The 25462-nt window shown below is 37.0% G+C and carries 27 protein-coding genes and 1 pseudogene; 11 read left to right on the top strand and 17 right to left on the bottom strand.

Annotated features, from left to right (window positions below; translation table 11 throughout):
* The first annotated feature begins 53 nt into the window (after positions 1-53).
* Positions 54-335: a hypothetical protein gene (locus BTO11_RS03920; protein ID WP_105051361.1), complete on the top strand. Its 282-nt coding sequence runs from the start codon at positions 54-56 to the stop codon at positions 333-335.
* On the opposite strand, the gene BTO11_RS03915 is transcribed toward BTO11_RS03920, so the two are convergent.
* The gene (locus BTO11_RS03915; RefSeq protein ID WP_181135832.1) at positions 328-1578 is read right to left on the bottom strand and encodes an MATE family efflux transporter; all 1251 of its coding nucleotides are present in this window, start codon (positions 1576-1578) and stop codon (positions 328-330) included. The two genes, BTO11_RS03920 and BTO11_RS03915, sit on opposite strands and share 8 nt — an antisense overlap.
* A gap of 76 nt (positions 1579-1654) precedes the next feature.
* Here BTO11_RS03915 and BTO11_RS03910 point away from each other — a divergent pair, with 76 nt between their 5' ends.
* The gene (locus BTO11_RS03910) at positions 1655-2671 is read left to right on the top strand and encodes a polysaccharide deacetylase family protein (protein ID WP_105051359.1); all 1017 of its coding nucleotides are present in this window, start codon (positions 1655-1657) and stop codon (positions 2669-2671) included.
* A gap of 240 nt (positions 2672-2911) precedes the next feature.
* Here the strand turns inward: BTO11_RS03910 and BTO11_RS03905 are convergent, their stop codons facing one another.
* From BTO11_RS03905 to BTO11_RS03880, 6 genes are all read right to left on the bottom strand, one after another.
* Entirely contained in the window at positions 2912-3406 is a 495-nt protein-coding gene (locus BTO11_RS03905) for a DUF2937 family protein (protein ID WP_105051358.1), read from the bottom strand.
* A 68-nt stretch (positions 3407-3474) separates the two neighbouring features.
* Positions 3475-4104 carry an SCO family protein gene (locus BTO11_RS03900; protein WP_105051357.1) on the bottom strand — a complete coding sequence of 210 codons (630 nt, stop codon included), beginning with the start codon at positions 4102-4104 and terminating at the stop codon, positions 3475-3477.
* An 8-nt stretch (positions 4105-4112) separates the two neighbouring features.
* Positions 4113-5021 (bottom strand): heme o synthase, encoded by a 909-nt coding sequence (cyoE, locus tag BTO11_RS03895; RefSeq protein ID WP_373295217.1) that lies wholly within the window; start codon positions 5019-5021, stop codon positions 4113-4115.
* Positions 5022-5027: 6 nt separating this feature from the next.
* Positions 5028-6059, bottom strand: coding sequence for a COX15/CtaA family protein (locus BTO11_RS03890; RefSeq protein ID WP_105051356.1), 1032 nt, complete (start codon positions 6057-6059; stop codon positions 5028-5030).
* Between the two features lie 48 nt (positions 6060-6107).
* Positions 6108-6617, bottom strand: a complete 510-nt coding sequence (locus tag BTO11_RS03885; RefSeq protein WP_105051355.1) for a hypothetical protein — start codon at positions 6615-6617, stop codon at positions 6108-6110.
* On the bottom strand, positions 6607-7404 hold the full coding sequence (locus tag BTO11_RS03880; RefSeq protein WP_146105456.1) for an SURF1 family protein: 798 nt from the start codon (positions 7402-7404) through the stop codon (positions 6607-6609). The genes BTO11_RS03885 and BTO11_RS03880 overlap by 11 nt, the downstream gene beginning before the upstream one ends.
* Positions 7405-7444: 40 nt before the next feature.
* On the opposite strand from BTO11_RS03880, the gene BTO11_RS03875 reads away from it, so the two are divergent.
* Entirely contained in the window at positions 7445-7660 is a 216-nt protein-coding gene (locus tag BTO11_RS03875) for a DUF2909 family protein (protein WP_105051353.1), read from the top strand.
* 38 nt (positions 7661-7698) lie between these two features.
* On the opposite strand, the gene BTO11_RS03870 is transcribed toward BTO11_RS03875, so the two are convergent.
* The 6 genes and pseudogenes from BTO11_RS03870 to lexA all read right to left on the bottom strand — a co-directional run bounded on the left by BTO11_RS03870 (position 7699) and on the right by lexA (position 12870).
* Positions 7699-8583: a cytochrome c oxidase subunit 3 gene (locus BTO11_RS03870; protein WP_105051352.1), complete on the bottom strand. Its 885-nt coding sequence runs from the start codon at positions 8581-8583 to the stop codon at positions 7699-7701.
* A gap of 22 nt (positions 8584-8605) precedes the next feature.
* The gene (locus BTO11_RS03865) at positions 8606-9187 is read right to left on the bottom strand and encodes a cytochrome c oxidase assembly protein (RefSeq protein WP_105051351.1); all 582 of its coding nucleotides are present in this window, start codon (positions 9185-9187) and stop codon (positions 8606-8608) included.
* Positions 9188-9224: 37 nt separating this feature from the next.
* Positions 9225-10814 carry a cytochrome c oxidase subunit I gene (ctaD, locus tag BTO11_RS03860; protein WP_105051350.1) on the bottom strand — a complete coding sequence of 530 codons (1590 nt, stop codon included), beginning with the start codon at positions 10812-10814 and terminating at the stop codon, positions 9225-9227.
* Positions 10815-10826: 12 nt separating this feature from the next.
* Positions 10827-11150: a c-type cytochrome gene (locus BTO11_RS16745; RefSeq protein ID WP_229793407.1), complete on the bottom strand. Its 324-nt coding sequence runs from the start codon at positions 11148-11150 to the stop codon at positions 10827-10829.
* A 117-nt stretch (positions 11151-11267) separates the two neighbouring features.
* Positions 11268-11879, bottom strand: a pseudogene (gene coxB / locus BTO11_RS16740) (cytochrome c oxidase subunit II); the annotation flags it as partial.
* 373 nt (positions 11880-12252) lie between these two features.
* Positions 12253-12870 carry a transcriptional repressor LexA gene (gene lexA, locus BTO11_RS03850; RefSeq protein WP_105051349.1) on the bottom strand — a complete coding sequence of 206 codons (618 nt, stop codon included), beginning with the start codon at positions 12868-12870 and terminating at the stop codon, positions 12253-12255.
* A gap of 146 nt (positions 12871-13016) precedes the next feature.
* Here lexA and plsB point away from each other — a divergent pair, with 146 nt between their 5' ends.
* Positions 13017-15446: a glycerol-3-phosphate 1-O-acyltransferase PlsB gene (gene plsB / locus BTO11_RS03845; protein WP_268245092.1), complete on the top strand. Its 2430-nt coding sequence runs from the start codon at positions 13017-13019 to the stop codon at positions 15444-15446.
* Positions 15447-15530: 84 nt separating this feature from the next.
* Here plsB and tesB read toward each other — a convergent pair whose 3' ends face one another.
* The 3 genes from tesB to BTO11_RS03830 are packed head-to-tail and all read right to left on the bottom strand — an operon-like array spanning position 15531 to position 18153.
* Positions 15531-16406 (bottom strand): acyl-CoA thioesterase II, encoded by an 876-nt coding sequence (tesB, locus tag BTO11_RS03840; protein WP_105051347.1) that lies wholly within the window; start codon positions 16404-16406, stop codon positions 15531-15533.
* Positions 16403-17419, bottom strand: coding sequence for a potassium channel family protein (locus tag BTO11_RS03835; RefSeq protein WP_105051346.1), 1017 nt, complete (start codon positions 17417-17419; stop codon positions 16403-16405). The genes tesB and BTO11_RS03835 overlap by 4 nt, the downstream gene beginning before the upstream one ends.
* A 59-nt stretch (positions 17420-17478) precedes the next feature.
* Positions 17479-18153: a TetR/AcrR family transcriptional regulator gene (locus BTO11_RS03830; protein WP_105051345.1), complete on the bottom strand. Its 675-nt coding sequence runs from the start codon at positions 18151-18153 to the stop codon at positions 17479-17481.
* A 313-nt stretch (positions 18154-18466) separates the two neighbouring features.
* On the opposite strand from BTO11_RS03830, the gene BTO11_RS03825 reads away from it, so the two are divergent.
* From BTO11_RS03825 to ubiB, 4 genes are all read left to right on the top strand, one after another.
* Complete coding sequence (locus BTO11_RS03825; protein WP_105051344.1) at positions 18467-19471, top strand: GGDEF domain-containing protein; 1005 nt, start codon at positions 18467-18469, stop codon at positions 19469-19471.
* 124 nt (positions 19472-19595) lie between these two features.
* On the top strand, positions 19596-20357 hold the full coding sequence (ubiE, locus tag BTO11_RS03820; RefSeq protein WP_105051343.1) for a bifunctional demethylmenaquinone methyltransferase/2-methoxy-6-polyprenyl-1,4-benzoquinol methylase UbiE: 762 nt from the start codon (positions 19596-19598) through the stop codon (positions 20355-20357).
* Entirely contained in the window at positions 20354-20962 is a 609-nt protein-coding gene (locus BTO11_RS03815; protein ID WP_105051342.1) for a ubiquinone biosynthesis accessory factor UbiJ, read from the top strand. The genes ubiE and BTO11_RS03815 overlap by 4 nt, the downstream gene beginning before the upstream one ends.
* 17 nt (positions 20963-20979) lie before the next feature.
* Entirely contained in the window at positions 20980-22650 is a 1671-nt protein-coding gene (gene ubiB, locus BTO11_RS03810) for a ubiquinone biosynthesis regulatory protein kinase UbiB (protein ID WP_105051341.1), read from the top strand.
* Between the two features lie 137 nt (positions 22651-22787).
* On the opposite strand, the gene BTO11_RS03805 is transcribed toward ubiB, so the two are convergent.
* Positions 22788-24008 carry a hypothetical protein gene (locus tag BTO11_RS03805; RefSeq protein WP_105051340.1) on the bottom strand — a complete coding sequence of 407 codons (1221 nt, stop codon included), beginning with the start codon at positions 24006-24008 and terminating at the stop codon, positions 22788-22790.
* 124 nt (positions 24009-24132) lie between these two features.
* On the opposite strand from BTO11_RS03805, the gene tatA reads away from it, so the two are divergent.
* The 3 genes from tatA to tatC are packed head-to-tail and all read left to right on the top strand — an operon-like array spanning position 24133 to position 25413.
* Positions 24133-24360, top strand: a complete 228-nt coding sequence (tatA, locus tag BTO11_RS03800) for a twin-arginine translocase TatA/TatE family subunit (RefSeq protein WP_105051339.1) — start codon at positions 24133-24135, stop codon at positions 24358-24360.
* A gap of 5 nt (positions 24361-24365) precedes the next feature.
* Complete coding sequence (tatB, locus tag BTO11_RS03795) at positions 24366-24683, top strand: Sec-independent protein translocase protein TatB (protein ID WP_105051338.1); 318 nt, start codon at positions 24366-24368, stop codon at positions 24681-24683.
* The gene (gene tatC, locus BTO11_RS03790; protein ID WP_105051337.1) at positions 24673-25413 is read left to right on the top strand and encodes a twin-arginine translocase subunit TatC; all 741 of its coding nucleotides are present in this window, start codon (positions 24673-24675) and stop codon (positions 25411-25413) included. Before tatB ends, tatC begins: the two co-directional genes overlap by 11 nt.
* Positions 25414-25462 lie beyond the last annotated feature (49 nt).

The following is a 25462-nucleotide window of genomic DNA, read 5'->3' as shown; positions in this document are numbered from 1 at the left end:
CGCTACGTTTTGCCTTTTTTATACGTTTAATAATCAATAGCGTTGAGATTAATATGCCAACCGACAAACTACAAAATTTTCTTGTTAAGCAAGGCTCCAATCCACAATTAAGTGTTAAGCAATTTTTCATAGGTTTAGTGCTTTTTGTTATTGGTGTTGTCCTAGTGTACCTTGGAATTAACTTGCCATCATTTGTACAAATACTCGGCCTATCGGTTATTTGTATTGCCTTTTATTTTGCAGTTAAAGGTTACATCGGCATTATTTCTAATAGGATTGCATTCTTTCGTCATCAAGCTGAATTAAATAAAGAACGCTTTAAAAATATTAAATAAAGTTTTTCTTCTGCACCATATATAACTGCGATAATCCACGCGCCAACATAAAACTACAAAATGCTAACCAAAGACCATGATTACCTAACTCTTGGGTTAAGTAGAAAACCACAAAAAAGGTTATCGCAGCAATTAGCATACTTTTAAACATTTTAAAGCTATACGCTAATCCAACAAATACACCATCTAATATAAAGCTCATGTAACTGACTATTGGCAATACAATAATCCAAGCATAATAACTTTCTAATTCTGTTCGTAAGCTCGGTATATTTGTTAGTAAATTGACAATGTACTCACCTAACAGCCAATAGACTAAACAATAAATTAATGCGCCAAATAAGGCTAACCTCATCCCAGTTCTTATTAACAGAGCTAACTTTAACTTTTGCTTTTTACCAAAATATTGGCCAATTAACGACTCAAGAGAAAACGCAATGCCATCCATAGTAAATGAAATAAACATAAAAAATTGCATCACAATAGCGTTGGTTGCCACCGCCACTTCACCGTACCTAGTTGCGTAAATAGTGATAAACGACAAGCATAATTGCAATAGCATAGAGCGCATAAACAACAGCCCATTTAATGACAGCAACTGCCTTGAACCAAGAATAATCGTTAAGTTAAAACGTAGATAAGCAGATATTTGAGGATATACATTACGCACAAGGAATATAAACAAAGTGCACTCGGCTAGCACACTTGCCACGGCAACACCTGCAACATCGAACCCTAATACAGGCACCATAATGATATCGGCGATTAAGTTTACAAAATTACAAATCAACAAAGCATACAACACGGTTTTTGTTTGCCCTTTGGCAATCAAATAGCCGGTCAAAACAAGGTTAATTAAGCTAATTGGCGCAGTCCAAATTCTAATAGCAAAATACGTTTTGGCTGCTTGTATCGCATCGGTTAAGTCAACGTCTGACGCTAATAAAGAAATGAAATAATTAAATAAATTTGTATGATTAACTAAAATTACTACACTCAACAGGGTAGCAATTAATACACCTTGGAGGACAACTACCGCTTCTTGTTGCGGGTTTTTGTCGCCGTATGCTTGAGCGACTAAGCCAGTAGTAGACATACGCAGAAAACCGAGTAACCAAAATAGCACCATGACAACTAAACTACCTAACGTCGTCCCAGCTAAAAATGACGCAGAAGGTAAATGGCCTATAACCGCAACATCAACAAAACCTAACAGAGGCACACTAATATTTGCTAGAATCATCGGCCACGCAAGCAGCCAGATTTTCCTTGCACTAATAGTATGTAAACTAAATTTTTGAAAAGTAGAAATTATCATTATGAACCAAAGAGTTATCCAGAAAGTATTATTTGTTCTCGTTCTTACCGCGAGTCTGTTTTTTAAAGTAAACGCAGCAACTATTTTAATTTACCATCATGTTAGTGATAAAACGCCAAAATCCACCAGCGTTTCTACTGAGCAATTCAAAGAACATTTAGAATTGATCAATAGCTTAAAATTAATCGTTGTTCCGTTAACGACTATCACAGATGCCATTAAAGCTAATACACCAGTAGACAATAACTGGGTTGCAATTACATTTGATGACGGATATCACAGTGTATATGACAATGCTTTACCTTTGTTAATTCAATACAAGTTTCCATTCACTGTATTTGTAAATCCTAAAATGGTTGGGCCAAGTAAATTATACTTAGATTGGGATCAATTAGCTGAACTGGCTAAACACCAAGGTATTATTGCTAATCATACTATGGCGCATGAAAACCTAGTACAAGATGGCTTAACGGATGAGCAAATGATTGACAACATCCTACTGGCTGACAAAATTATTACAGAAAAATTAAACCAATCGCATAAGTTACTTGCTTACCCGTACGGTGAATATGATCATAAAATCAAACAAGACTTAAAAAAATTGGGTTATGTTGGTTTTGCTCAGCACTCAGGTGCGGTTAATGAAACAAGTGATATATTAGCTTTGTCTCGATTCCCAGCCAATGGCATTTACGCCAACCCTAAAACCCTAAAAGCAAAATTGAATAGCCTGCCATTTAACATTAAGTCTATTACACCGAGTGATACCAAACCTGAAAGCTTAAACCCATTGTTGCAAGTAAGCTTATTAAACAAAGACTTTTACCAAAGTCAGCTAGCTTGTTTTATATCTGGTTCAGGTAAGCCGCAAAAACCAGAGTGGACATCAAAGTTAGATTTTAACATTGCATCAAACAATGAGATCCCAAAAGGCAGAGTTAAATATAACTGCACAGCACCATCTATAAGTCATAGCGGTCGTTTTTACTGGATGTCTAAGTTGTGGATAAATTTATAATGGTCTAAGAGGGGAAGAAACTAAGCTGCAATAAAAAGCTTATTTAAATCTTTCTATATTATGAACCAAACAGACTCATTGCATGTATTGATAGCTTTCTATCTTTCTTCTGTGTACTGCCTCTGTGGTTATAATTTTTAGCTTTATGCCTGAATAGCAAAAGAGCTTGATTAAACTACAGAAGCACTGAGTACAACGAGAATAGAACATGCTTAGAAATCACTTAGCTATTTTAATCATCTATAAGTGATTTTTACGTCGAGTCCAAAGAATAAATGGTAGCGTTATAAGGTAATTTAATAACAAGGCTACTATAACGCCAAACGCTATTCCGTTTAATGTTAAAGGTATACCCAACTTAAAGTTGCTGACGGTTTTCTCTAGATTTCCATACCTTGATGGATTGAACATATATATAGCTTTGTCTAACAAGTTTCCTTCGTTAAAAATTATCACACCATTTGTTAACTGATCATATAACTCAAGTGTATATAGTTTTTGTGCAGCATCCGTCCTTACACTTGCATCATCATTTTCTAAGTGATGAGCAATCATAGCTCTTAGATCAGGGTATTCATGTTCCTTAGCCGTAGCCTCGTAACCATCAACTTGCCACTTGGTTGATTCATATAACCCAGATAAAAACTGCTGGTAATGATCCGCCAACTGAGGAACCTGTAATGCAATAATTAACGCAGTACCAAAAATGATTTTGTCAGCTAATTTTCCAATCAAAGTGGTTCCCTTAGTCATTTGTTATATTTTACTTAACACTACACTCTAATTCAGTATTGGTTAAAAACCTACTTAATCAAGGTTTTAAAGTCTTCAGCTATAACATCAGGGTTAATTGTTGGGACTTGGTTTGCCTTTATTTCAGGTTTGAAAATCGCAACCGCATTACCATTAGGATCAATAAGAAGAACCGATGCACTGTGATCAACAAAGTAGTCTTTTGCGTCGATATCTGGAACTGAATACATCAAACCTAAGTTTCTAACAAATGGAAACAAATCTTTATGCTCTGCTCCTAAACCTAAAATAGCAGGGTTAAAGTACTCCACATATTGCTTACGCTTATCGGCTGTATCTCGTTTTGGATCAACGGAAACAAATAATACCTGTACTGGTATCTGTGATGATTCATTTAGCTCAGGCAATATTCGGCTTAGTTTCGACATTGTCATAGGGCAAATATCTGGGCACGATAAATAACCCAAAAATACTAAGTTCCATTTACCAGCAATCGCTTGGTTATCGACTAACTGTTCATTTTGGTCGTAAAGTTTAAATGACGCAATTTCTCTAGGTTGTTGATAAACCAGTGTGGTTTCTGAATATTGTTTTTGTTGATTCAATTGATAAAAATATTGTCCGGCAAATAACGCGATAGCCGCAACCAACAATAAACCGAGTTTTTCTTGAAGTTTCATTTAACAACCTAAAATTTAAAAAAGTGATCAACTAACAGAGCTACAAATAACCATAACAAATGCTTAATGGAAAATTGAAACGTTTCCATCGCTAATGCTTTATCTTCACGGGTTTTTAGTAACCATGCATATCGTAAGAACATCAAGTTTAACACTAAAGACGACACTAAGTAGATAAGTCCTGTCATACCAACCAAATAAGGTAAAAGACAAACTAACAACAATAATACTGTGTACAGGACTATCGTTGTTTTAGTAAATGTAGAGCCGTGAGTTACTGGCAACATAGGAATGTTAACTCGAGCGTAATCTTCTTTACGGTGTATAGCCAAAGCCCAAAAATGTGGTGGCGTCCAGGTGAAGATAATCATCACCAAGAAATAAGCGTGGGGATGTAACTCTCCAGTTATTGATGTCCAACCTAATAGTGGCGGCATAGCACCCGCTAAACCACCAATTACAATATTTTGCGGTGTTAATCGTTTTAACACTAATGTGTACACAACGGCATAACCAAATAAACTGCATAAGGTTAGCCATGCCGTTAATGCATTAACTTCTATATACAGTAAAACAAAACCGCTACAGGCTAACAGCAATGCAAATAGTGTTGCCTGAGTATTATTAATGCGACCTTTCGCCAAAGGTCGATTATAGGTCCGCGCCATTTTTGCATCTATGTTCTGATCAACAATATGATTAAGTGCCGCAGCCGCCGCCGAAAGTAAACCAATGCCCATAGAGGCAACGGCCATCAACCATAAACTAGGTAAGCTTTCCTGTGATAACACCATGCCGACTATCGCCGTAATGACCAACATAGCCACTACTTTTGGTTTAGTGATTTCATAAAGGTCTGCCAATACTTGCGTTAAAGGCTGCATAAACTGAAGTTGCAATAATTTAGAATTACTCATAATACATTACCCTTTTATCCACGTATTAAAGGATGCTTGGTGCTGCCCTTGTGAATTCAAATTAAACATAAGAGTCACTAAGCTTGCCAACAAACATAAAGCTATAAAGTTATGACTTACCGCAATGAATAACGGCAACTGAAATAGCACATTACTCACACCTAATAAAAACTGAGTAGACACTAAAAGTAACAAAACGATCCCATGGTTTTTCAATTGAGTACTTTTGGATTTCATTAGATTGAATGCCAACACAGCAAAAATACACAAAACAACGACTGCTCCAAATCTATGTAAAACATGGATAGACATTCGAGCTTCATACGGTAGAACCCCATACTCATAATCGTCGTGTCCTGTTGGCACCATTAGCGCTTGTTTAATATCAAACTTCTCCGTCCAACCACTCTCACAAATCGGTAACTCAGTACAAGCTACCGCTGCGTAATTAGATGCTGTCCACCCGCCCAAAGCAATTTGTAAAACCAGTAACAATAAAGCAGCTTGAGATAGTCGATATAAGCGGTGACATAAAGAGGATGGTGAAGACATAATATGGCTAGTATTGGTTTGCCTGCGTAGCGTTAACAGCGAAACAATAAGTAAACAGAAAGTAGTAAAGCCGCCAAGCAAATGCCCCAAAACGACTAATGGCATCAAATTTAACGTAACTGTCCACATGCCTAGCAGTGCTTGAAAACAAACCGTCAGCAACAAAGTCGTAGGGAGTATCATTTTTTGTTTGGTTTTCATGCTTAATAAAAACATAGCTAAAATTAACAAACCTAACGAACCAGCAAAATAACGATGTATCATTTCATTCCATGCTTTAGCATGTTCAACTGGCCTATCTGGGAAAATGCCTTCGGCATGAGCTATATCCGCTTCGTGCGTTGGTACAGACATGAAACTATAACAACCTGGCCAATCCGGACAACCTAACCCAGCATCCGTTAACCGAGTATAAGCCCCTAAAATAACCACAACCGCCGCGACAAAAACGGCAACTAGATTAAGTTTATATAAAGTTCGCACCATATAGACAGCTCCTTTTTTATTGTTGTTTTGAGCATGATAATCTTACTGTTAGCCGACTCTGGCGTAATTTAATAATTTCTTCAGATCCGCCAGAATGTCTTTACTGGTTTTTATTGTATCTTCACGTAACACACTTCCCGCATATTGCATGATCACCTTGCCATAAGGGTCAACAAGGTAAATATGCTCCCTATCTAACTCCGAGTTAGTTACTTGCTGACGTTTGAGTAACGGATATTGGGAAAAATCGAGCGACTCGTTTAACACCAAAGCATCAACCCTTTTTTGTAATTTTCCTAAGGCAATATAGGTTTGGTTTAAACCGTATAACTGCTCTTCACATTTTTTATCACAGTTATTCTGATCTGGCTGAAACACCAATCGCCACATAGGCCTGTCAGATAACTCAATTAAACCTAACGTTATTTCATGATCAACAAACTGGCCTTTTGCTGTAGCACCTGGGGTAAACCAACCAAGCTTTAAAACCATAAAGGCGAGCACAAATGAGGCAACGGCCATACCTACAAAAATAGTAAAAAAAGATTTAGTTTTCATTGTTTTCCTTTAACGACGACGTTGGTGTTTTTCGGGTTTGTTTACCTTTATGCAAGCTGGCAAACATAAAGACTAGTAGACTAGACAATGCCAACAAAAACCATTGCACAGCATAGGCTTGATGTTTCTCTGGTGGCATAACCACAGGCTTGTATGTTTGTGGATAATTTATATTTTCATTTGTGTCTGCATAAACCATTACAGGTAAAATCGTACGGGTATCTAAGTTGGCAATGATGTTAGAAACCGACTGGACACGTTTTGGCCAACCGCTTTCGTCTTGTTTGTGATCTTGCTGTAATGAAAATTGTTTAAAATCTGTGGTTCTGACAACGCCGGTTAATTCGATATTGTCGGGTAATTTTACGCTTGGTAATTCCGAGCGATATTTACTAGCTTGTAGCCATCCCCAGTTGACCAATATTTGCTTGTCTTTAACTTGCTCAGCTACACCTTTTTTAGCTAGAGCTTTTAATAGGAATGGCGTGATCACGTTATAACCAACTTTTCCGTTATGGGTTTTATTGTCCAATAACCAAATTTTATCAGTCACTATCTTTCCCTGCAGTGCGACTTTACGTCCATTAATTTCAACAAGCGTTACTTCAGTGTATGGCAATAATTCTTCAGTTGTGATTTCACCTTGCTGTGTAAATAAAGCGATTTGCTGACGCTTTTGTTCGGCTCGGTCAAGTTGCCAAAAACCTAACTTGCACATTACAACAAAAGCAGCCAAAGTAACCACTAAGGGTAAAGTTGATACTGAAAAGCGTTGGAAAATTATCAATATACTGCAACCCAAAAACTGAGATAAAGGAAATTAATGTATGGTATTCATAGTCAAAATCGCTATCGGATTGATATTAATTTCCATTATCTTTAACTTATTTAAAGCTATGACTTCGATGTTAAAACAACATCCAGAGCAAAAGCCTATGTCGTACTTTATTGGTAAACGATTAATCTATACCGTGTTACTTATCTCGATACTGTTAATTTGTTTATTCACCGGTGTTATTCAATTAAACCCCAGACCGATTTAATATTTTCATACCATCACGGACAACTGGGGTTGTGCCAATTAAATGATATAAACAAAGATAAACAAACAAACCCACACCACATCAACAAAGTGCCAATACCAGCTAGCCGCTTGGAAACCAAAACTGTTTTCTGCTGTAAAATGGTCTTTAATCACAATTCTTAAAAACATAATAAACAACATTATGGTACCCAAGGTGACATGCAAACCATGAAAACCGGTGAGTAGATAAAAAGTATTTCCATACATTCCGCTGGACAGCATTAAGCCCATTTCTTGATATGCATGGGTATATTCTTCTACTTGTAAGAATAAGAAAATACAGCCTAAAAGCACGGTTAGCCCTAAGCCCCATTTAAGTTGCTTACGTTTATTTTGCTCTAAACCAACATGCGCGAAGTGACAGGTAATTGAAGATATTAATAATATAATCGTATTGATAAGTGGTAGACCGTTCCACCCCATAGCTTCCGTAACAACACCGCTTGGCGTTTTTGTTAATGGCCAAATAGCTTCAAACGCTGGCCATAAAACTTCATGGGTCATTGCATTATTACTAGCGCCGCCCAACCAAGGTACAGAGAAGACTCTGGCATATAACAACGCACCAAAGAATGCCCCAAAGAACATAACTTCTGAAAAAATAAACCAACTCATTCCCTGACGAAATGATCTATCCAGTTGCTTACTGTATTTGCCAGACATAGACTCATCAATCACGTTACGGAACCAGCCGACTAACATAAAGATGACAATTGCCATTCCTGCTAATAGTAAATAACCACCAAAACCGGTTACTTCATTTTTAATATCATTAACATAATTACCCGCACCAAATGCGATACAAAATAAACCAACCGCACCTACAATAGGCCATGGACTTTGTGCTGGTACATAATATTTTTCATATTCATTGTTATTCATATGCTGCCCTCTCAAATGAGCATTAATTTTTGTTTGCGGCGAACAGTTTCATAAATTCGTCTTGTTCAATATTTTCACTGATATCAAACAAGGTATAAGCCAAAGTAACGGTTGAATATTCAGCCGGAATATCTTTGTCTATATAAAACTGTAACCCTAAATCAGCTGTCATCCCGTGTTTTAAAGGTTGCTGATTAAAGCAAAAACATTCAATTTTATTGAAGTATGCAGCGGCAATACCAGGACTCACTGAAGGAACTGCCTGCACAACCATATTGCTTACTGAGTTATTTTTTACTATAAAATTGAGTTGATGCATTTCGCCAGGATGGACATTCATTTTTTTTACTTCTGGTTTGAATATCCAAGGTAAATTACCTTGAGTTCTGGCAATAAATTCAACACTGATTATTCTGCTTTTATCAATAGAAGAAGACTGTACCGCCGCAACTTCGCTAGTTTTGCCATTAAGCCCAGTGATGTCGCAAAAAACGTCATACAGAGGGATCAAAGCAAAGCCAAAACCAAACATTAGAAATACAGTTACCACTAACTTCTTAACGAGTTTGTTGGTAGCCTGTTGTGTTTTCAGTTCATCTTTCATTAAAACTCAACCTAATTAGTCGTTGAATTAACAGTGTCTATTTAATTGTCGGTGGTGTTTCGAATGTATGATACGGAGCTGGCGAAGGAACTTCCCACTCCAAACCTTCAGCACCTTCCCAAACTTGGGCCGTTGCTTTTTCACCACCTTTAATACATTTATAAACCACAGCAACAAACAACAACTGAGACAAGCCGAAGGCAAAGCCGCCAATACTTATTACTGCGTTAAAATCAGCAAACTGCAAAGCATAGTCTGGGATCCGTCTTGGCATTCCAGCGAGACCTACAAAATGCATTGGGAAAAACAACACGTTTACTGACACTAACGATAACCAAAAATGGGTTTTTGCTAACTTTTCATCAAACATATTACCGGTCCACTTAGGCAGCCAATAATAAGCACCTGCCATAATGGAAAATATAGCGCCAGTAACTAATACATAATGAAAGTGAGCGACCACAAAATAAGTATCGTGATATTGGAAGTCGGCAGGCGTAATGGCTAACATCAATCCTGAAAATCCGCCTATGGTAAATAGAACGATAAAGGCAATTGAGAACATCATAGGCACTTCGAAAGTTAATGAACCTCGCCACATAGTTGCTACCCAATTAAAGATTTTTACCCCTGTGGGCACCGAGATCAGCATAGTGCAGTACATAAAGAAAAGTTCGCCAGCAAGCGGCATACCTGTGGTAAACATATGATGTGCCCAAACCAAAAACGACAATAAGGCTATGGATGCGGTGGCATAAACCATGGACGAATAACCAAAGAGTTTTTTACGACTAAAAGTAGGAACAATTTGCGAGATAATGCCAAATGCAGGCAATATCATAATGTAGACTTCTGGATGACCAAAGAACCAAAAAATATGTTGGAACATCACGGGGTCGCCACCACCTGCAGCATCAAAAAAGGACGTAGCAAAGTATTTATCGGTTAATACCATAGTCACAGCACCAGCCAAAACGGGCATTACGGCTATCAATAAAAATGCAGTGATCAGCCAAGTCCAGACAAACAAGGGCATCTTCATAAAAGTCATGCCTGGGGCTCGTAAGTTAAATATTGTCACAATCACATTGATTGCTCCCATAATCGAAGATATCCCCATAATATGAACTGAAAATACAAACAACGCCGTGCTGTCATTACTATACGTGGTTGATAACGGTGCATAGAAAGTCCAACCAAAATTAGGCCCACCACCTTCCATAAACAAAGACATTAATAGGATTAAAAATGCAAAAGGTAAGATCCAAAAACTCCAGTTATTCATTCTTGGTAGAGCCATATCTGGTGCACCTATCATCATAGGTACCATCCAATTAGCTAAACCAACAAACGCTGGCATAACGGCACCAAACACCATGATCAAACCATGTACCGTTGTCATTTGATTAAAAAAATCTGGTTCAACTATTTGCAGCCCAGGTTGAAATAACTCAGCCCTAATGACCATAGCCATTGCACCACCAATAAAAAACATCAGCAGTGAAAATAGAAGGTATAAGCTTCCTATATCTTTGTGGTTAGTTGTTAATAACCAACGCATAATGCCCGAAGGTGCACCGTGATGTTCTTCAGCATGATTATCCGCGTTTGAATTTGTTGTACTCATAACGTGCTCCTCCTATTTATCGACTAAAAATTCATTGATTGCTGCAGCTTGCACCACATCACCCGTATTGTTACCCCAAGCATTACGCTCGTAGGTGACAATTGCCGCTAAATCTTTCAGAGCTAGTTGTTTTCCAAATGCTTGCATTGCAGTTCCCGCTTTACCGTTAACCACAATATTTATATGTTCTTTTACATCACCCAATGCAATTGCACTGTCTTTCAATCCAGGAAAAACACCTGGAATACCTTGTCCATTTTGTTGATGGCAAGCGGCACAGTTTGCGTTGTATACTTTCTCACCTAAGGTCATTAGCTCTTCCATCGACATATTCATCGATAGTAGCTTTTGCTCTTCTGCTTTGGCATTTTTGGCAATTTCAGTTTGTTCAGCCATCCACTTATTAAACTCAGCAGGTTCTTTAGCAATGACCACTATTGGCATAAAACCGTGGTCTTTACCGCATAACTCAGCACACTGGCCACGATAAATACCGGGCTCATTGACACGAGTCCAAGCCTCATTAATAAAACCTGGGTTGGCATCTTTTTTAATTGCAAATTCAGGTACCCACCAAGAATGGATAACGTCATCCGATGTAATTAAAAATCGTACCTTTTGGCCTGTTGGGATCACGAGCGGTCTATCAACTTCAAGTAGATAGTTTGCTGATTTTGCTATTTTGTTATGAATTTCAGATTGCGGGGTAGCCAGTAGGCTGTAATAATCTAAATCATGTTCGAAGTATCGGTAATGCCATTTCCACTGAGAACCCGTTACTTGAACGGTCAAGTCAGCGTCTGTGGTATCTTCCATTTCAATTAAGGTTTTAGTGGCGGGAAACGCCATCGCAATCAAAATAACAAATGGAATAGCAGTCCAAAGTATTTCTACTTTTGTACTTTCGTGGAAATTAGCGGGTTTAGCACCCTTGGATTTTCTATGATGGATTATGGACCAGAACATGATCCCAAAAACAACAATGCCAATAACACAGCAAATATAGAATATGATCATATGCAAATTGTAAACACTTGCACTTATATCCGTAACGCCTTGAGTCATATTAAGACGCATTTCTTCTGCACTAGTATTACCTGACAATACGGCAGCCGGAATCAACCAACTTACTTGCTTAGTAGCCACTAAACATCCTCCCCATTGAAACATTAGAAGAAGATGTCTGTACAACCCACATCAGTGTATAAATCTAGTAAACTAGACTTGTACGATCCCCAAAAAATGTTTGTTTCATATTATTATTATAATCAGTCTATAACGCTGATTTGCTGTTGATATTTTATTTGTATAATTTTTATTCAACAAAACAAACCTATACCCTTTATTTAAATAGTGCAAATAATCACCAAGTAAAAAACATAAAAAAACCCGCTAAGTGATTTTCACCGAGCGGGTTTTATCTATATATATTAACTAATTACATTAGTGAACTATTTCTAATAACACCAACAGCCAAGCCTTCGATGGCAAAATCTTGATAATTCAAGTCGACTTTAATTGGCGGAAATTCTTGATTTTCTGCATGCAAAAGAACCTGACTACCGTTTCTTTCTAATCGCTTTACAGTGACGTCTTCGCCAACTCGGGCAACAATAACTTGTCCATCTCTTGCTGTTTGTGTTTTATGTACGGCTAATAAGTCACCATCCATAATACCGATATCACGCATACTTTCGCCTTCAACCATTAACAAAAAATCTGCCGATGGTGTAAACATAGCAGGGTCTATATTAACGCGTGAATCTACATGTTCCATCGCTAATATTGGAGAACCAGCAGCAACTTTTCCAACAACGGGAATACCAGCTTCCATGTTAGAAATATCTTCAGTTAAACGGATTCCTCTTGATGTACCAGCTAAAATTTCGATATAGCCTTTTTTAGCCAATGCTTTTAGATGATCTTCAGCGGCATTAGCTGAACGAAAACCCAAACGTTTAGCTATTTCGGCTCTAGTTGGAGGCATGCCTGTCGATACAATAGCTTGTTTTATTAACTCAAGTATTTGAGCTTGTCTTTCAGTTAATGGACGCATAGTCTGGTTTTCCATACAGTTACAATAACTGTTAGTATATACAGCTAAATTAAAACTGCAAATATAAGTTAAATGTTGGTTAGAGTTTGCAAAACATTTTGTTAATATCACTGTCTGAATTTTATAACTTCTCGAGATTAGATTTAATGGCTTATATTTCTTACCTTTTTTATTGGCTCACACGACCATTTATCAAAGTAAACATAGTGTCCGACAGTGATCTATCACTTGATCTCACTAAACCGATTAAATACGTACTAGTGACAAACTCATTTGCTGATAAATTAGCACTTGAACAAGTTTGCCGAAAACAAGGTCTACCTAGTCCATTTAAGTCCTTTAAGCTTGGTGGACACTCACTTTCACGAGCCACAGGTGTAAAGCATAGAAGGTCTCTTTTCACTTCAGAAAAAAAACATGAAGCGCAAATCGTTAAACACAGCCAAGAGTTACTAACCAAAGTTGCCGATAGCCAACAAGATGTGCAATTTGTACCAGTAATGGTCTGTTGGGGCCGCGCGCCTGGTGTTGAAAAATCGAAAGAAAGTACAAAGATAGGAATTAAAGACTTAATTGCAGAGAATCTACAAGCCAGTCGTCTACGCAAATTCTTTATCGTTTTATTTTCTGGTAGAGATAATTTCATTAGGATTTCAAAACCAGTTTCATTAATGGAAATGGTAAATCGATATGGCACATCAAAAGAATCTGCTCATAAGTTAATTAGGGTTGCTCGCATTCACTTTGAACGTCAACGTATTGTTGCGACAGGGCCAAAAATCATGGCTCGTTCCGCTATGTTTAATAGCTTATTAGCTAGCCCTGCTCTTAAAAAAGCATTACAAGAGGAAATGATCGCAAAAGATATTTCCATGGCTCAAGCTAAAAAGAACGCGATTAAACTGCTCAATGAAATTGCAGGTGACTATAGAGAGTCTTATATTCGCTACGCTTCACGCATATTAACTTGGTTATGGAATAAAATTTATAATGGTATTCGCGTACATAATGCTGACGAGTTAAGAGATTTAGCGCAAAAAGGCCACGAAATTGTTTACGTTCCTTGCCATAGAAGCCACATGGATTATCTATTATTAACCTATGTTATCTATAAAGAAGGTCTCGTACCGCCACATATTGCAGCGGGAATAAACTTAAACTTCTGGCCTGCAGGGCCTATTTTCAGAAAAGCAGGTGCTTTCTTCTTACGTCGAAGCTTTAAAGGCAACAAGTTATATTCTGCGGTTTTTCGCGAATACTTAGGCCAATTGTTCATTAAAGGCTATCCAGTAAAATACTATACAGAAGGTGGACGTTCTCGAACTGGTCGTTTGTTAAGTCCTAAAACCGGTATGTTAGCGATGACAATTCAAGCTATGTTACGTGGCGTTGACCGACCAATTACTTTGGTACCGGTTTACATTGGTTACGAGCATGTAATGGAAGTAAACACTTACTTAAAAGAACTTAAAGGTCAAAACAAAGAAAGTGAATCTATCTTTGGTATCTTTAAAGCGCTTAAAAATCTAAAGAATTACGGTCATGGCGACGTGAACTTTGGTAAGCCAATTAGCTTAAATGACATTCTTAATGAGAAAGCACCACAATGGCGTGACCTTATTGACCCTGTTGATGTTGTTAAACCAAGCTGGTTAACACCTGTGGTTAATTACACAGCAAACACTATTATGAGTTCGATAAATGACGCTGCGGTATTAAATACGGTAAACCTTTGTGCGTTAACTCTACTTACGTCTGATAGTCATGCACTACCACGCGCTGAAATGCAGCAATTACTGAACTTTTACATTCAATTAAATCAACAAGTTCCTTATTCAAAAAATGTCCAAGTGCCATCACAAACGGCAGACGAGATAATTGAAGAAGCAATTCAACTTGAAAAAGTAGAAGCGGAAAGTGATGAATACGGCACTATCATTAAACTAGATGATAAAAACGCTATTTTGATGAGTTATTACCGTAACAATGTTGTGCACTTATTTGCCATCCCAGCGATTATTGCGGGTGTTATTGTAAACTCGACAGTAACCACAAAAGAGCAGATTTTAACGAAAGTTAACGACTTATTACCTCTACTAAGACACGAATTGTACATTACCATTACTGAAGTTGAACAATACGCTGAGCAAGTTATCGACTTTTTTGTTCAACAGAAATTGGTGCAAGATAAAAAAGGCTCATTGACCATAGCTGATAAAAATTCAATGGGTTATTTACAGCTAAACTTATTAGCCAAAATAATGAAAGACACCTTGCAACGTTATGCACTTGGCTTTATTAGAATTGAGCAAGTAGATGGTATTCAGCGTAGTGAATTAGAAGCTGATTGTCAGAAGCTAGCAAAACGTTTACTTAAATTACATGACGTTAAAGCACCGGAATACTTTGATAAGAAAGTGATATCAAATTTTGTTTCATGCTTACGCGAGCAGAATTACGTAACCGTTAATGAAGCAGGTTTAATGCATCTGACTGAGTTAGGTAAAGAAACGTCGGATACGATTAATTCGTTGTTAAGTGCAGAGTTGTTGCAGTCGTTAAATTCATTAGGTTAAGCTTTTTATAACTAGGCAGACTTAATAAATTATATTTCCACCAGCTAACAAGTTTAGTTAACTGGTGGAAACTATTCATACATACTATTTGCGAGGAAACTTCTCGTGATTTCTTATTAGACCCTCTTGCATTGCCGATGCAATCAGTTCGCCTTTTTGATTGAAAAACTGCCCACGCACTAAGCCTCTACCGCCACTAGCACTGGTGCTTTCTTTACTAAATAAAATCCATTCATCCATTTTAAATGGTCGATGAAACCACATTGAATGATCTAACGTCGCCACTTGCATTTTTGGTTGCATAAAACTTTCGCCATGCGGCAATAACGCCGTTGGTAAAAAAGTAAAATCTGACGCATAAGATAATAAATAACGGTGAACACGAGGATCTTCAGGTAAAACACCGCTAGCTTTAATCCAGGTTTGGCACGCTGGTTCCATTTTATGTGGATTAAACGGATTGAATTGCTGAACATGACGCATTTCAATTGGCTTATCTGCCAATGCTTTAGCGTGAAACTGTTCAGGTATTTTATCTAAATTTTGCTTATAGAAATCTAACTCGGAAATTAAACTTTCAGGACCGATAACGTCTGGCATAACTGACTGATGATCGTAGCCTTCACCTTCGGTTTGAAACGAAGCTGTCATATAAAATATGGTCTTACCAAATTGAATCGCTCTTACTCTACGAGTACTAAAAGAACCGCCATCACGGATACTTTCTACTTCATAAACTATTGGGCTTTGATCGTTCCCTTCACGTAAGAAATAACTATGGAACGAATGTACAAAACGATTTTCCACGGTTTCTTTAGCCGCACTTAATGCTTGACCAATAACCTGTCCACCAAACACTCGACCGAAACCTAATGCCTGACTTTGACCTCGGTACAAACCTTCTTCAATTTTTTCTAACTTAAGATGACTTAAGAGTGTTTCTAATGCTTGTTGACTCATAATAATTCTCTAACTGCTATTTTTGCCCACTCAATTTCATCGGCAATAATTCTTTCATTTGATACGTAATGTAAAACTTGGCCAGGCATAACACTAAAGTCGTTGCTCGGATTTAAATGCATTTTAACGCCGATACGGTCTTCGGCAACCGCCAATAAAATAGCATTATGATATTGCTTTAGATGGAAGAACAAATCGCCAAATTTATGTGTCGCTATATCCAAAGGCATTTGAGTAGAGAATTGAGTGTTCCCCGTTAATGTGGACATCATCTCTTCTTGTAAACGGCTACTTCCTGGGTCTTGCATGGAACGTACTAAAATCTCTGCCGTTTTCGATGAGTTACTCTCGATGTTTTTAGTGTAACGATTTAACATTTCAATTTTTGTATCGTCACTGAAGTTTGCACTAATATGACATCCATCTTTAACTAAAGAGCTAAGCTTCAATGCACAAGTGAATGTTTGATCATCATTATCACAATCAACAATAATTCTATCGGCTTTAGCAACGGCAACTCGAGTTAACTCTTCGTCTTGAGTCATCGACTGTAATTTTGCAAATTCCACCAGCGGATTATGGAAAAATGGATGCTCTAATTCATTAGTGACACAAAGTAATATTTTACGTTTTTGACGTTTGTGATCACCGAGTATGTGTTTAATCATTTTTTCTGTACGGCCTTCATGCCATCCAAAAATTAATATATGTGAGTCTTCTTCACTAAAATCTTTTGTGCCTGTCATAACCTGTCTCAATACTCTACTAACTGAACGTCCCAACTTACCAAGTAAAGCCGCAAATATAGCGAGCCCTAACGGAATTTGAACCAATGCTACTACTAACTTCCCTTCAAAGGATGACGGACTTAAGTCCCCATAACCCACGGTACTTGTCGTCACTACATAATAATAAATATATGAACTAAGGTTAGTTAATTCATACTCTTGCGCCCAATATAATAACAACCAACTTAGAATCGCGTGAAAGCACAAAAGAGAAAAAATGGACATCCAAGAAACATGTATAAAGTGTTTCCGTAACAATATAGCTAATCTATTAATGAACAAATTTAATTCCCTAAGAGCTTACGCCAGCCCGTTTTTTGCTCAACAGGTTGATGCTTACTATATTGAACTAACTCTTGCCAAAATGGACTTAACAAATTGAAACTTAAGGTTTCAAACTTAGGTATTTTTGTCAGGGAGATATGATACTTAGGATGACTTTCAACCCACGCTAACGTTAGCATTTGATAACTACGTTGCAGTAAGTTCAACCATTCTCTAGAGTCGACTTCTGGATTTAAATCCTTTAACGCTGGAACCATACGTTTTAAACCATTAACGGTTTTATTATGGAAAGCGGTATACACTTTTTCATCCACATGTGATTCCAACAAAGCGTCGGATATACGACAAAGCTGTCCAAACTGAGGATTCTCAACCCAGTACTGAATTAAATAACCACAAATATCGTCCACTGTCGTTGCTTCATACTTACGAGTTTCCGTTTCAACGGAGATAATCCAGTTTTGTAGGTGCCTTTCAAGTAATGCTAAAAATATAGCTTCCTTGGTTCTGAAGTATATATATAGCGTTCCTTTTGCCACTTCAGCTTTGTTAGCTATCTCTATTGCTGATGGCAAAACATTACCAGACTCAATAAATAAAGCTTCTGCAGCCGTTAAAATGCCATTAACTCTTTGCAACTTTTGTTTTTGATTTTTAGCTTTTTTAATTTCCATAAGTATCTACTAACTAATTGTTTAAGAATTTTTTACTACATTAGCACTTAATATTACAGTATTTCCTTGACCTTAAAATAAAAGAATTTTAGTTTATAAACAATTACATAATATATATACGCAATAGGCCGTATTACCTACTCACTTTTAACTGGGTATTGTGACAATAATCACAGGTAAATACGCTCTAATAACAATAATAAAAATTAGCGTATTCAACTCTGTATTTTGATTGCCATTAACATGGCGACCGTTAAAATAGCGACTTGAATATACATTCAATATAAGAGCTGTTTCTCCGGAGTCCAATTTAATGATGTATCAGGATACAATCGAGCAAGCTGAATCTAAATTGCAAAAAGCCCTAGTGTTTTTAAAGCAACACCGATTAGCGGCCAGCCCTATCAATTATAGCGTCGCCTACGAATACGCTAGCGCAGAAAACACTGATATTGTGGACGCTATTAATAACGATATTAAAGATAGCTGCATAATTGACTCCTTTTTAATGGAAGAGCTGTATCGTCAATATATGCTTAGTTCTGACGAAAACAGTGAGAAAATACTACGTCGTACTTCTTCAATCATCAACACTACTCAAAAGCATTCCCAAAAAGCTCAACGCGATAGTAAGACTTACGCCAGCATTTTGGATGAAGCTTTGTTATTGCTCGATGATCCAAATCCACAAACCTCTAAACAAGTGGTGGATAAATTAATAAAAGCTACGTCTTACACAAAAAACACACAACAAATTTTATTTAAAGCGTTACAACAAGCACAAACCAAATCAAAAGAACTACAACAGCATATCGAAAACTTGCATGAGCACCGCCAACTTGACGCATTAACGGGTTTATATAATCGTTCAGTGATGAATCAAACGGTCGATATCTGGGTAAAAAACAATACGCAAAATATTGCAGCACTTGCGATTAATTTAGATCACTTTAAGCAATTTAATGACAGCTACGGCATGACAGTTGGCAACGTAATTTTGTCTAAAGTTGCACAAAAAATAAAAAGCTATGTATCCGAAACTGGACTGCCTGTGCGATTAGCAGGTGAGGAGTTTTTAGTGTTAATCCCTGACGCCACTCCAGCTAGCGCAAACGAAATTGCAGAAAAAGTCCGGTTAGGTGTGGAAAAATTACAATTTGTTAATGCTAAAAATAAAGCAAGATTACCGAAAATCACCATATCAATTGGCGTCAGTGAGTATTGCCATACACTAGGGTTAAACGGCACCATTCAAAAAGCGACCTCAGCTTTACGCATGGCAAAAGCAACTGGCCGTAACCGTGTTTACTCAAGTTAATCTGCTATTAAGAAACACATCTTGTGTTTCTTATAATATTTAATCATCTAATCCCTTCTGTATTGTTGGTTTTAAGCCAACATTTAAGTACACTTGTCCTAATTACTCTTGCCTGTATAAAAATATGACTACTGAAAAAAATCAACAATCTACTACTCACTTTGGTTACAAAACTATTGAGTCAGAACAAAAACAAGCTATGGTCGCCGATGTATTCCATTCGGTTGCTGCTAAATACGACATAATGAATGATGTAATGTCTTTTGGTGTACATAGACTTTGGAAACGTTTCACTCTAGACGCGAGTAATGTTCGCCCAGGTAACAAGGTATTAGACTTAGCCGGTGGTACTGGTGATTTAACTCGTAAATTCAGTGAAGCAGTTGGTCCTACAGGCAAAGTGGTACTTGCCGACATTAACGACTCTATGATTAAAGTTGGCCGTGAAAAACTGCATAACTTAGGAGTGGTTGGCAATGTTGAATACATTCAAGCAAACGCTCAGGCGTTACCTTTTGCTGAAAATACCTTTGATTTAGTTACCATAGCTTTTGGCTTACGTAATGTAACGGATAAAGATGAAGCGCTTAGATCTATATATAGAGTGCTAAAGCCCGGTGGCAGATTATTAGTTCTTGAATTTTCCAAACCAGAACAAGCTTGGCTTAATAAAGCGTATGATTTTTATTCATTCAAAATACTGCCAGAAATGGGTCAATTAATCGCTGGCGACAAAGAAAGTTATCAATATCTATCTGAATCTATTCGAATGCATCCTGACCAGGAGACATTAAAAACCATGATGGAAACTGCAGGTTTTGACCAGGTGTCATATACCAACATGACCGGCGGTATAGTCGCGTTACATAAAGGCTTCAAGTTTTGATATTGTTACAACAATTGGCTCATAGTTTTATTGAGCCAAGCATCAACAAATTATTATCGTTTGATGATAAAGCAAGCCAAAAGCTAGCTAAATTAGAAAACAAAAGCTTAAGTGTTTGTTTAACTGACTTGTCGCTCAACATAAAATTACAGGTGTTGAATAATAAAGTCCTACTATCGTCAAATATCGATGGTTACGATTGTCTTGTTACGACCAGTAGCCAATATTTACGTTCTTTATCGGATGCATCTCAATTAACTAAGTTAATAAAACAAGATAATTTGGAACTAGACGGTGACTTAGCGATAGCACAAAGTTTTTCAGAGCTGTTAATTAACAACGACATTGATTGGCAAGAATTGTTGTCGAGCTATTTTGGCGATGCAATGGCCCACAAAATAGCGACGGGCATAAAAGCATTAGCAAGTAACATAAAAATAAAGTCTAAAGATATGGACTACACATTATCAACAGCAATGACTGAAGAGCTGAAATTAACGCCACACTTTAATGAAGTTAACCTTTTTATTGATCAGGTTGATGTGCTATCTGCCAAAACGGACAAACTAGCAGCTACAATAAACTCACTAATTGCTAAACATTAATTAAGAGCGCTAATACATTGAATAAACTATCTCGTATTTTCAAAATAATTCATGTTTTTCTTTATTACCGTCTTTATGAATTAATCCCATCACACAAGATACCCTTTTTGCTAAAAGCGCTTATTGCTGTATGTTTTTGGTATCCTAAAACATCAAAGAAAACCGATAGTGCGCATAATCTCAGAATAGCCCTTGAACACTTAGGCCCAGTTTGGATTAAATTAGGTCAGATGCTATCCACTCGAAAAGATTTGTTATCTGAACAATTAAGTATTGAGCTGACCAAATTACAAGATCAAGTGACTCCTTTTGCTACCTCTTTAGTTTTGGATACGATTTGCCAAGAATTAAATATCACCCAAATATCTGACGTCTTTTTCAAATTTGATGAGCAACCGATTGCAACGGCGTCTATGGCTCAAGTACATGGTGCACAAATACAGTTACCAGACGAATCACAACCTATTAGCGTTATCATTAAGGTGATCAGGCCTAATATAGAACACCAAATTAAGTCTGATATCTCGTTAATGTTACTATTTGCTAAATTTATATCTAAGACCAAAGATGCACACAGATTTAGAGCGGTAGAAGTTGTAAGAGAATATGAAAAAACCATTTTAAATGAGCTGAATCTAAAATTAGAAGCCAGTAATGGTATTCGTTTACGAGATAATTTCGCGGACTCTGACGATTTATACATCCCTAAGATTTATCCGGATTTGTCTACTCAAAAAATATTGGTTATGGAACGTATTTACGGCATTCCAGTTTCTGATACAGCGGCTCTTCTGCAACAAGGTTCAGACCTAAAAAATCTGGCAGAACGTGGGGTTCGAGTATTTTTCACTCAAGTATTTAGAGACAGTTTTTTCCATGCCGATATGCACCCAGGTAATATTTTTATAGAGCAACAAAAGCCTAATGATCCTGAATATAGTAACCCTAAATATATAGGAATCGACTTTGGGATTATGGGCACGTTAAATGAACAAGATAAACGTTATTTAGCTGAAAATTTTGTCGCCTTTTTTAATCGTAATTATTTAAGAGTGGCGCAATTACATGTGCAATCTGGCTGGGTGCCAAGTCATATAAATGTAGAGGAGTTTGAAATTGCTATTCGTGCAGTCTGCGACCCTATATTTAATAAGCCATTAGATGAGATATCCTTCGCTCAAGTATTAATTGGTTTGTTCGATACTGCGAGACAGTTTGAAATGGAAGTTCAGCCGCAATTAGTATTATTACAAAAAACACTCTTGTATGTTGAAGGATTGGGACGTCAGCTTTATCCGCAATTAGATTTATGGCAAACCGCCAAACCGTTTTTAGAACAATGGGTAAAAGAGCAAATGGGTTTTAAAGCATTTTTTAAATCAAGCAAAGAAAATCTACCTTATTGGCTAGAAAAGGCCCCCGAAATTCCAGAGATATTGCATTCAGGTTTAACCACATTGAATAACATGCCTCAAATGAAACAAGAATTAATTGAACAATACCTAGAGCACCAAAAACAGCACAGACGCTTTTTATTGCAATTAACGTTAGTTTCTTGTGGTTTTATCACATCCTTATTAATTGTGATGTTTGGTAATTTAGATAGTTTGATTTGGCAGCTAGCGGTGGGCGTTGCAGGCAGTATTACTATGCTTAATGCGGTACTTGTATGGTTGAAAATTCGCTAACGATTCCAGCTGTTAAATTAACCTACATTCACTTAGTTGTACCGAGCTAAGTTCTGTTAAAGTCAGGCTCTGTTAAAATCAGATTCTAGTACTTGGCTATTAGCGGCTTCAATCTATAAAAGCCTTTATTAAAAGCTTTATAAGAAACCATAGTGGGTTTCAATACGAAACGATATCCCCGTGTTACGTACAAAATCATTCGATAGTGGATCATAACTCTCAGATTCATAAGGGTCATCTTTGTTTAATTCGACAAAGGGTTCTATCTCAAAAAACAACCAACTCCTTAATGCGTTAAATCGATATCTGACACTAAATTTATGGGATATTGGTTCAACTTTCGGTTCTATATAACCAAATGACGATATACCTGTGATCAGTGCCGATTTATCAGTAAGCGCCGTTATCTGGAAAAGACCAGAACGCCATTCTGAAGAGTTATACGATTCTAAATCGCGTAATGATAAGTTGTACCTAACTTCAGATGTTTTGTTTATTTTGAGTCCGGTATCCAATAAAAAACGTGCACCCCAACCATCGGCTACATAATATTCTATTGCTGGTTGCAAATTAACGATAACTCTACTGTCAAAAAACTTTTGTCGGTAAGTACCTGAGGCTCTGGTATATAACTGGTCTTCTCCCCAACCTATACGTACTGAAGTACTTAAGTTATCTGATTTAGTATGTAAAAAACGAACCGCTGCACCTAGAGAACTTTGGCTTAATTTAAATGCTTCTGTTTTAACGGACTCATACGGTAAGGTCTTAAAGTCGTCATCTTCACCGTCTGAAAGTATTAGTTCAACGGAGTTTTCTAAATTGGGCAGCTTTGCTTTTATTTTAAATTTGATTGGAAAGCTATCACCGGTAAATACTTCACCTTCTCTAGGCTCCCAACCTAAAATAAAATGCCCCCATGTTTTGGCTTTATTTTTTCCACTTTCATTTTCGGCAAACAAACCATCAAGTAGATTGGCCGTCCAATCCATTGAGTATCCAACGCCTTCAACAACACTATTCACATCGACAAACAATACTTTTAATCTTTCTTCTTCTACGACTTTCTCGATGTCTTCTAGATTAACGTCTACTGTTTCCGCATTTTGTAATGGCTCTTGCTCATCTTCTTTGACGGCTAAATAGGAAATATCAGTGAGAATGCACTCTTGTGGGTTACTGGAAATAATCGTATTTTTATTTCTATGTCCATCTACACTTTGTAATTGAGTTGATAACTCACAGCTTATTGGCTCACTTGATTGGAAGCTAGGAGGTGGGGCTTGTTGCGCACTAATAGACCATGATCCGCATACGCAGATACACATTAACAAACTCTTAGTTTGGTCAATTAGCATTAAACAGCTTCCATGTTTTTTTGTAATTATTTATTTATTATTCATCATTGAATATCTAAATATATTATTTCAGTTAATTAAACTTTATACTAACTCAAAATAAATACAATTGAGGATATTAATAATGGGATTTGGTGGAATTGGTCCAGGCTCACTTATACTTATACTAGTGATAGTAGTATTACTTTTTGGTACAAAAAAATTAAAAACCTTAGGAACAGATTTAGGCTCAGCGATAAAAGGCTTCAAAAGTTCAGTTTCTGATGAAAAAACCAATATTGAATCAAAACCAGATGCTGATGCTGATTTCGAAAAATCAGAAAACCCAGACAAAGTTAATAAAAAAGATTAATTGATATGGGATTTTGGGAGTTTATTGTTATTGCGGTTGTTGGCACCATAGTACTTGGTCCCGATAAACTTCCATCTGCAATTCGTCGTTTTACTAAAATGAAACAACAATTCAGTCAAATGGTTCAAGGCTTATCCGCTGAAGTTAATGAACAGCTTCGTGTACACGAACTACATGAAAACCTAAAAAAAGCTGAGCAATTAGGGATGGAAAACTTATCTCCTGATCTGCAAGAGTCCGTCGACGAGTTAACAAACGCCGCTAAAAGTGTACAAAAAACACTTTCTGAATCGCCTGTAGATACACCTAAAAATGACAAATGATAAACCCCCTTTTATAGCTCACCTAGTTGAGCTCAGACAACGCTTAATTCGATCTGTGGTTGCAATATTATTGTGTTTTGCTGGACTTGCCTACTTTGCTAATGAATTATATACCTTAGTATCAACCCCTCTGTTAGATGTACTGCCAGCAGGTTCAAATATGATAGCAACAGATGTTGCTGCACCATTTTTTGCGCCTTTTAAATTGGCATTTATGTTATCTATTGTGCTTGCTTTTCCATACCTATTACATCAAATCTGGGGCTTTATCGCGCCAGGCTTATACAGCCATGAGAAAAAATTTGCAGCGCCAATATTAATTACCTCGGTTCTACTTTTTTACTGTGGTATCGCTTTTTCTTATTTTATTGTATTCCCATTAGTCTTCGCTTTTTTCACTAGTGTCGCGCCAGAAAATATAGTTATCGCCACTGACATAACCAGCTATTTAGATTTCACTTTAAAATTATTCATCGCATTTGGATTATCATTTGAAGTACCAGTTCTGGTCTTTATTCTTTGCTTATCTGGTGTAACAACTGTAGATAACTTAAAGCAAAAAAGACCATATGTTGTGTTAGCTGCCTTTGTTTTAGGTATGTTACTGACGCCTCCGGATGTAATAAGCCAAACGTTATTGGCCATTCCTATGTGGTTGTTGTTTGAGTTAGGATTAATCCTATCCAGAGTCATCAAAGTTAAAAATACAGATAGTGAACAAACAGAGTAAAAGTTAGTCGCAATTCAATTAATCCAGCTATAATTCAGAGCACTAGATT

The sequence above is a fragment of the Psychrosphaera saromensis genome (genome assembly GCF_002954545.1).
GTDB classification, from domain to species: Bacteria; Pseudomonadota; Gammaproteobacteria; order Enterobacterales; family Alteromonadaceae; genus Psychrosphaera; species Psychrosphaera saromensis.
The sequence above is the reverse complement of the archived record's forward strand: the minus strand, read 5'-3'. Positions and strand labels throughout refer to the sequence as shown.

What these genes read in the sequence shown, in the direction of transcription:
- plsB (WP_268245092.1), top strand. Translation starts at nt 13,017, where the DNA reads ATGGCTTATATTTCTTACCTTTTTTATTGGCTCACACGACCATTTATC.
- lexA (WP_105051349.1), bottom strand. Translation starts at nt 12,870, where the DNA reads ATGCGTCCATTAACTGAAAGACAAGCTCAAATACTTGAGTTAATAAAA.
- BTO11_RS03920 (WP_105051361.1), top strand. Translation starts at nt 54, where the DNA reads ATGCCAACCGACAAACTACAAAATTTTCTTGTTAAGCAAGGCTCCAAT.
- tatB (WP_105051338.1), top strand. Translation starts at nt 24,366, where the DNA reads ATGGGATTTTGGGAGTTTATTGTTATTGCGGTTGTTGGCACCATAGTA.
- BTO11_RS03835 (WP_105051346.1), bottom strand. Translation starts at nt 17,419, where the DNA reads ATGTCCATTTTTTCTCTTTTGTGCTTTCACGCGATTCTAAGTTGGTTG.
- BTO11_RS03910 (WP_105051359.1), top strand. Translation starts at nt 1,655, where the DNA reads ATGAACCAAAGAGTTATCCAGAAAGTATTATTTGTTCTCGTTCTTACC.
- BTO11_RS03805 (WP_105051340.1), bottom strand. Translation starts at nt 24,008, where the DNA reads ATGCTAATTGACCAAACTAAGAGTTTGTTAATGTGTATCTGCGTATGC.
- BTO11_RS03865 (WP_105051351.1), bottom strand. Translation starts at nt 9,187, where the DNA reads ATGAAAGATGAACTGAAAACACAACAGGCTACCAACAAACTCGTTAAG.
- ctaD (WP_105051350.1), bottom strand. Translation starts at nt 10,814, where the DNA reads ATGAGTACAACAAATTCAAACGCGGATAATCATGCTGAAGAACATCAC.
- ubiE (WP_105051343.1), top strand. Translation starts at nt 19,596, where the DNA reads ATGACTACTGAAAAAAATCAACAATCTACTACTCACTTTGGTTACAAA.
- BTO11_RS16745 (WP_229793407.1), bottom strand. Translation starts at nt 11,150, where the DNA reads ATGAATATGTCGATGGAAGAGCTAATGACCTTAGGTGAGAAAGTATAC.
- tatC (WP_105051337.1), top strand. Translation starts at nt 24,673, where the DNA reads ATGACAAATGATAAACCCCCTTTTATAGCTCACCTAGTTGAGCTCAGA.
- BTO11_RS03915 (WP_181135832.1), bottom strand. Translation starts at nt 1,578, where the DNA reads ATGATTCTAGCAAATATTAGTGTGCCTCTGTTAGGTTTTGTTGATGTT.
- BTO11_RS03885 (WP_105051355.1), bottom strand. Translation starts at nt 6,617, where the DNA reads ATGAAAACTAAATCTTTTTTTACTATTTTTGTAGGTATGGCCGTTGCC.
- BTO11_RS03900 (WP_105051357.1), bottom strand. Translation starts at nt 4,104, where the DNA reads ATGAAACTTCAAGAAAAACTCGGTTTATTGTTGGTTGCGGCTATCGCG.
- BTO11_RS03870 (WP_105051352.1), bottom strand. Translation starts at nt 8,583, where the DNA reads ATGAATAACAATGAATATGAAAAATATTATGTACCAGCACAAAGTCCA.
- tatA (WP_105051339.1), top strand. Translation starts at nt 24,133, where the DNA reads ATGGGATTTGGTGGAATTGGTCCAGGCTCACTTATACTTATACTAGTG.
- BTO11_RS03825 (WP_105051344.1), top strand. Translation starts at nt 18,467, where the DNA reads ATGATGTATCAGGATACAATCGAGCAAGCTGAATCTAAATTGCAAAAA.
- cyoE (WP_373295217.1), bottom strand. Translation starts at nt 5,021, where the DNA reads ATGAGTAATTCTAAATTATTGCAACTTCAGTTTATGCAGCCTTTAACG.
- BTO11_RS03830 (WP_105051345.1), bottom strand. Translation starts at nt 18,153, where the DNA reads ATGGAAATTAAAAAAGCTAAAAATCAAAAACAAAAGTTGCAAAGAGTT.
- BTO11_RS03875 (WP_105051353.1), top strand. Translation starts at nt 7,445, where the DNA reads ATGGTATTCATAGTCAAAATCGCTATCGGATTGATATTAATTTCCATT.
- BTO11_RS03890 (WP_105051356.1), bottom strand. Translation starts at nt 6,059, where the DNA reads ATGGTGCGAACTTTATATAAACTTAATCTAGTTGCCGTTTTTGTCGCG.
- tesB (WP_105051347.1), bottom strand. Translation starts at nt 16,406, where the DNA reads ATGAGTCAACAAGCATTAGAAACACTCTTAAGTCATCTTAAGTTAGAA.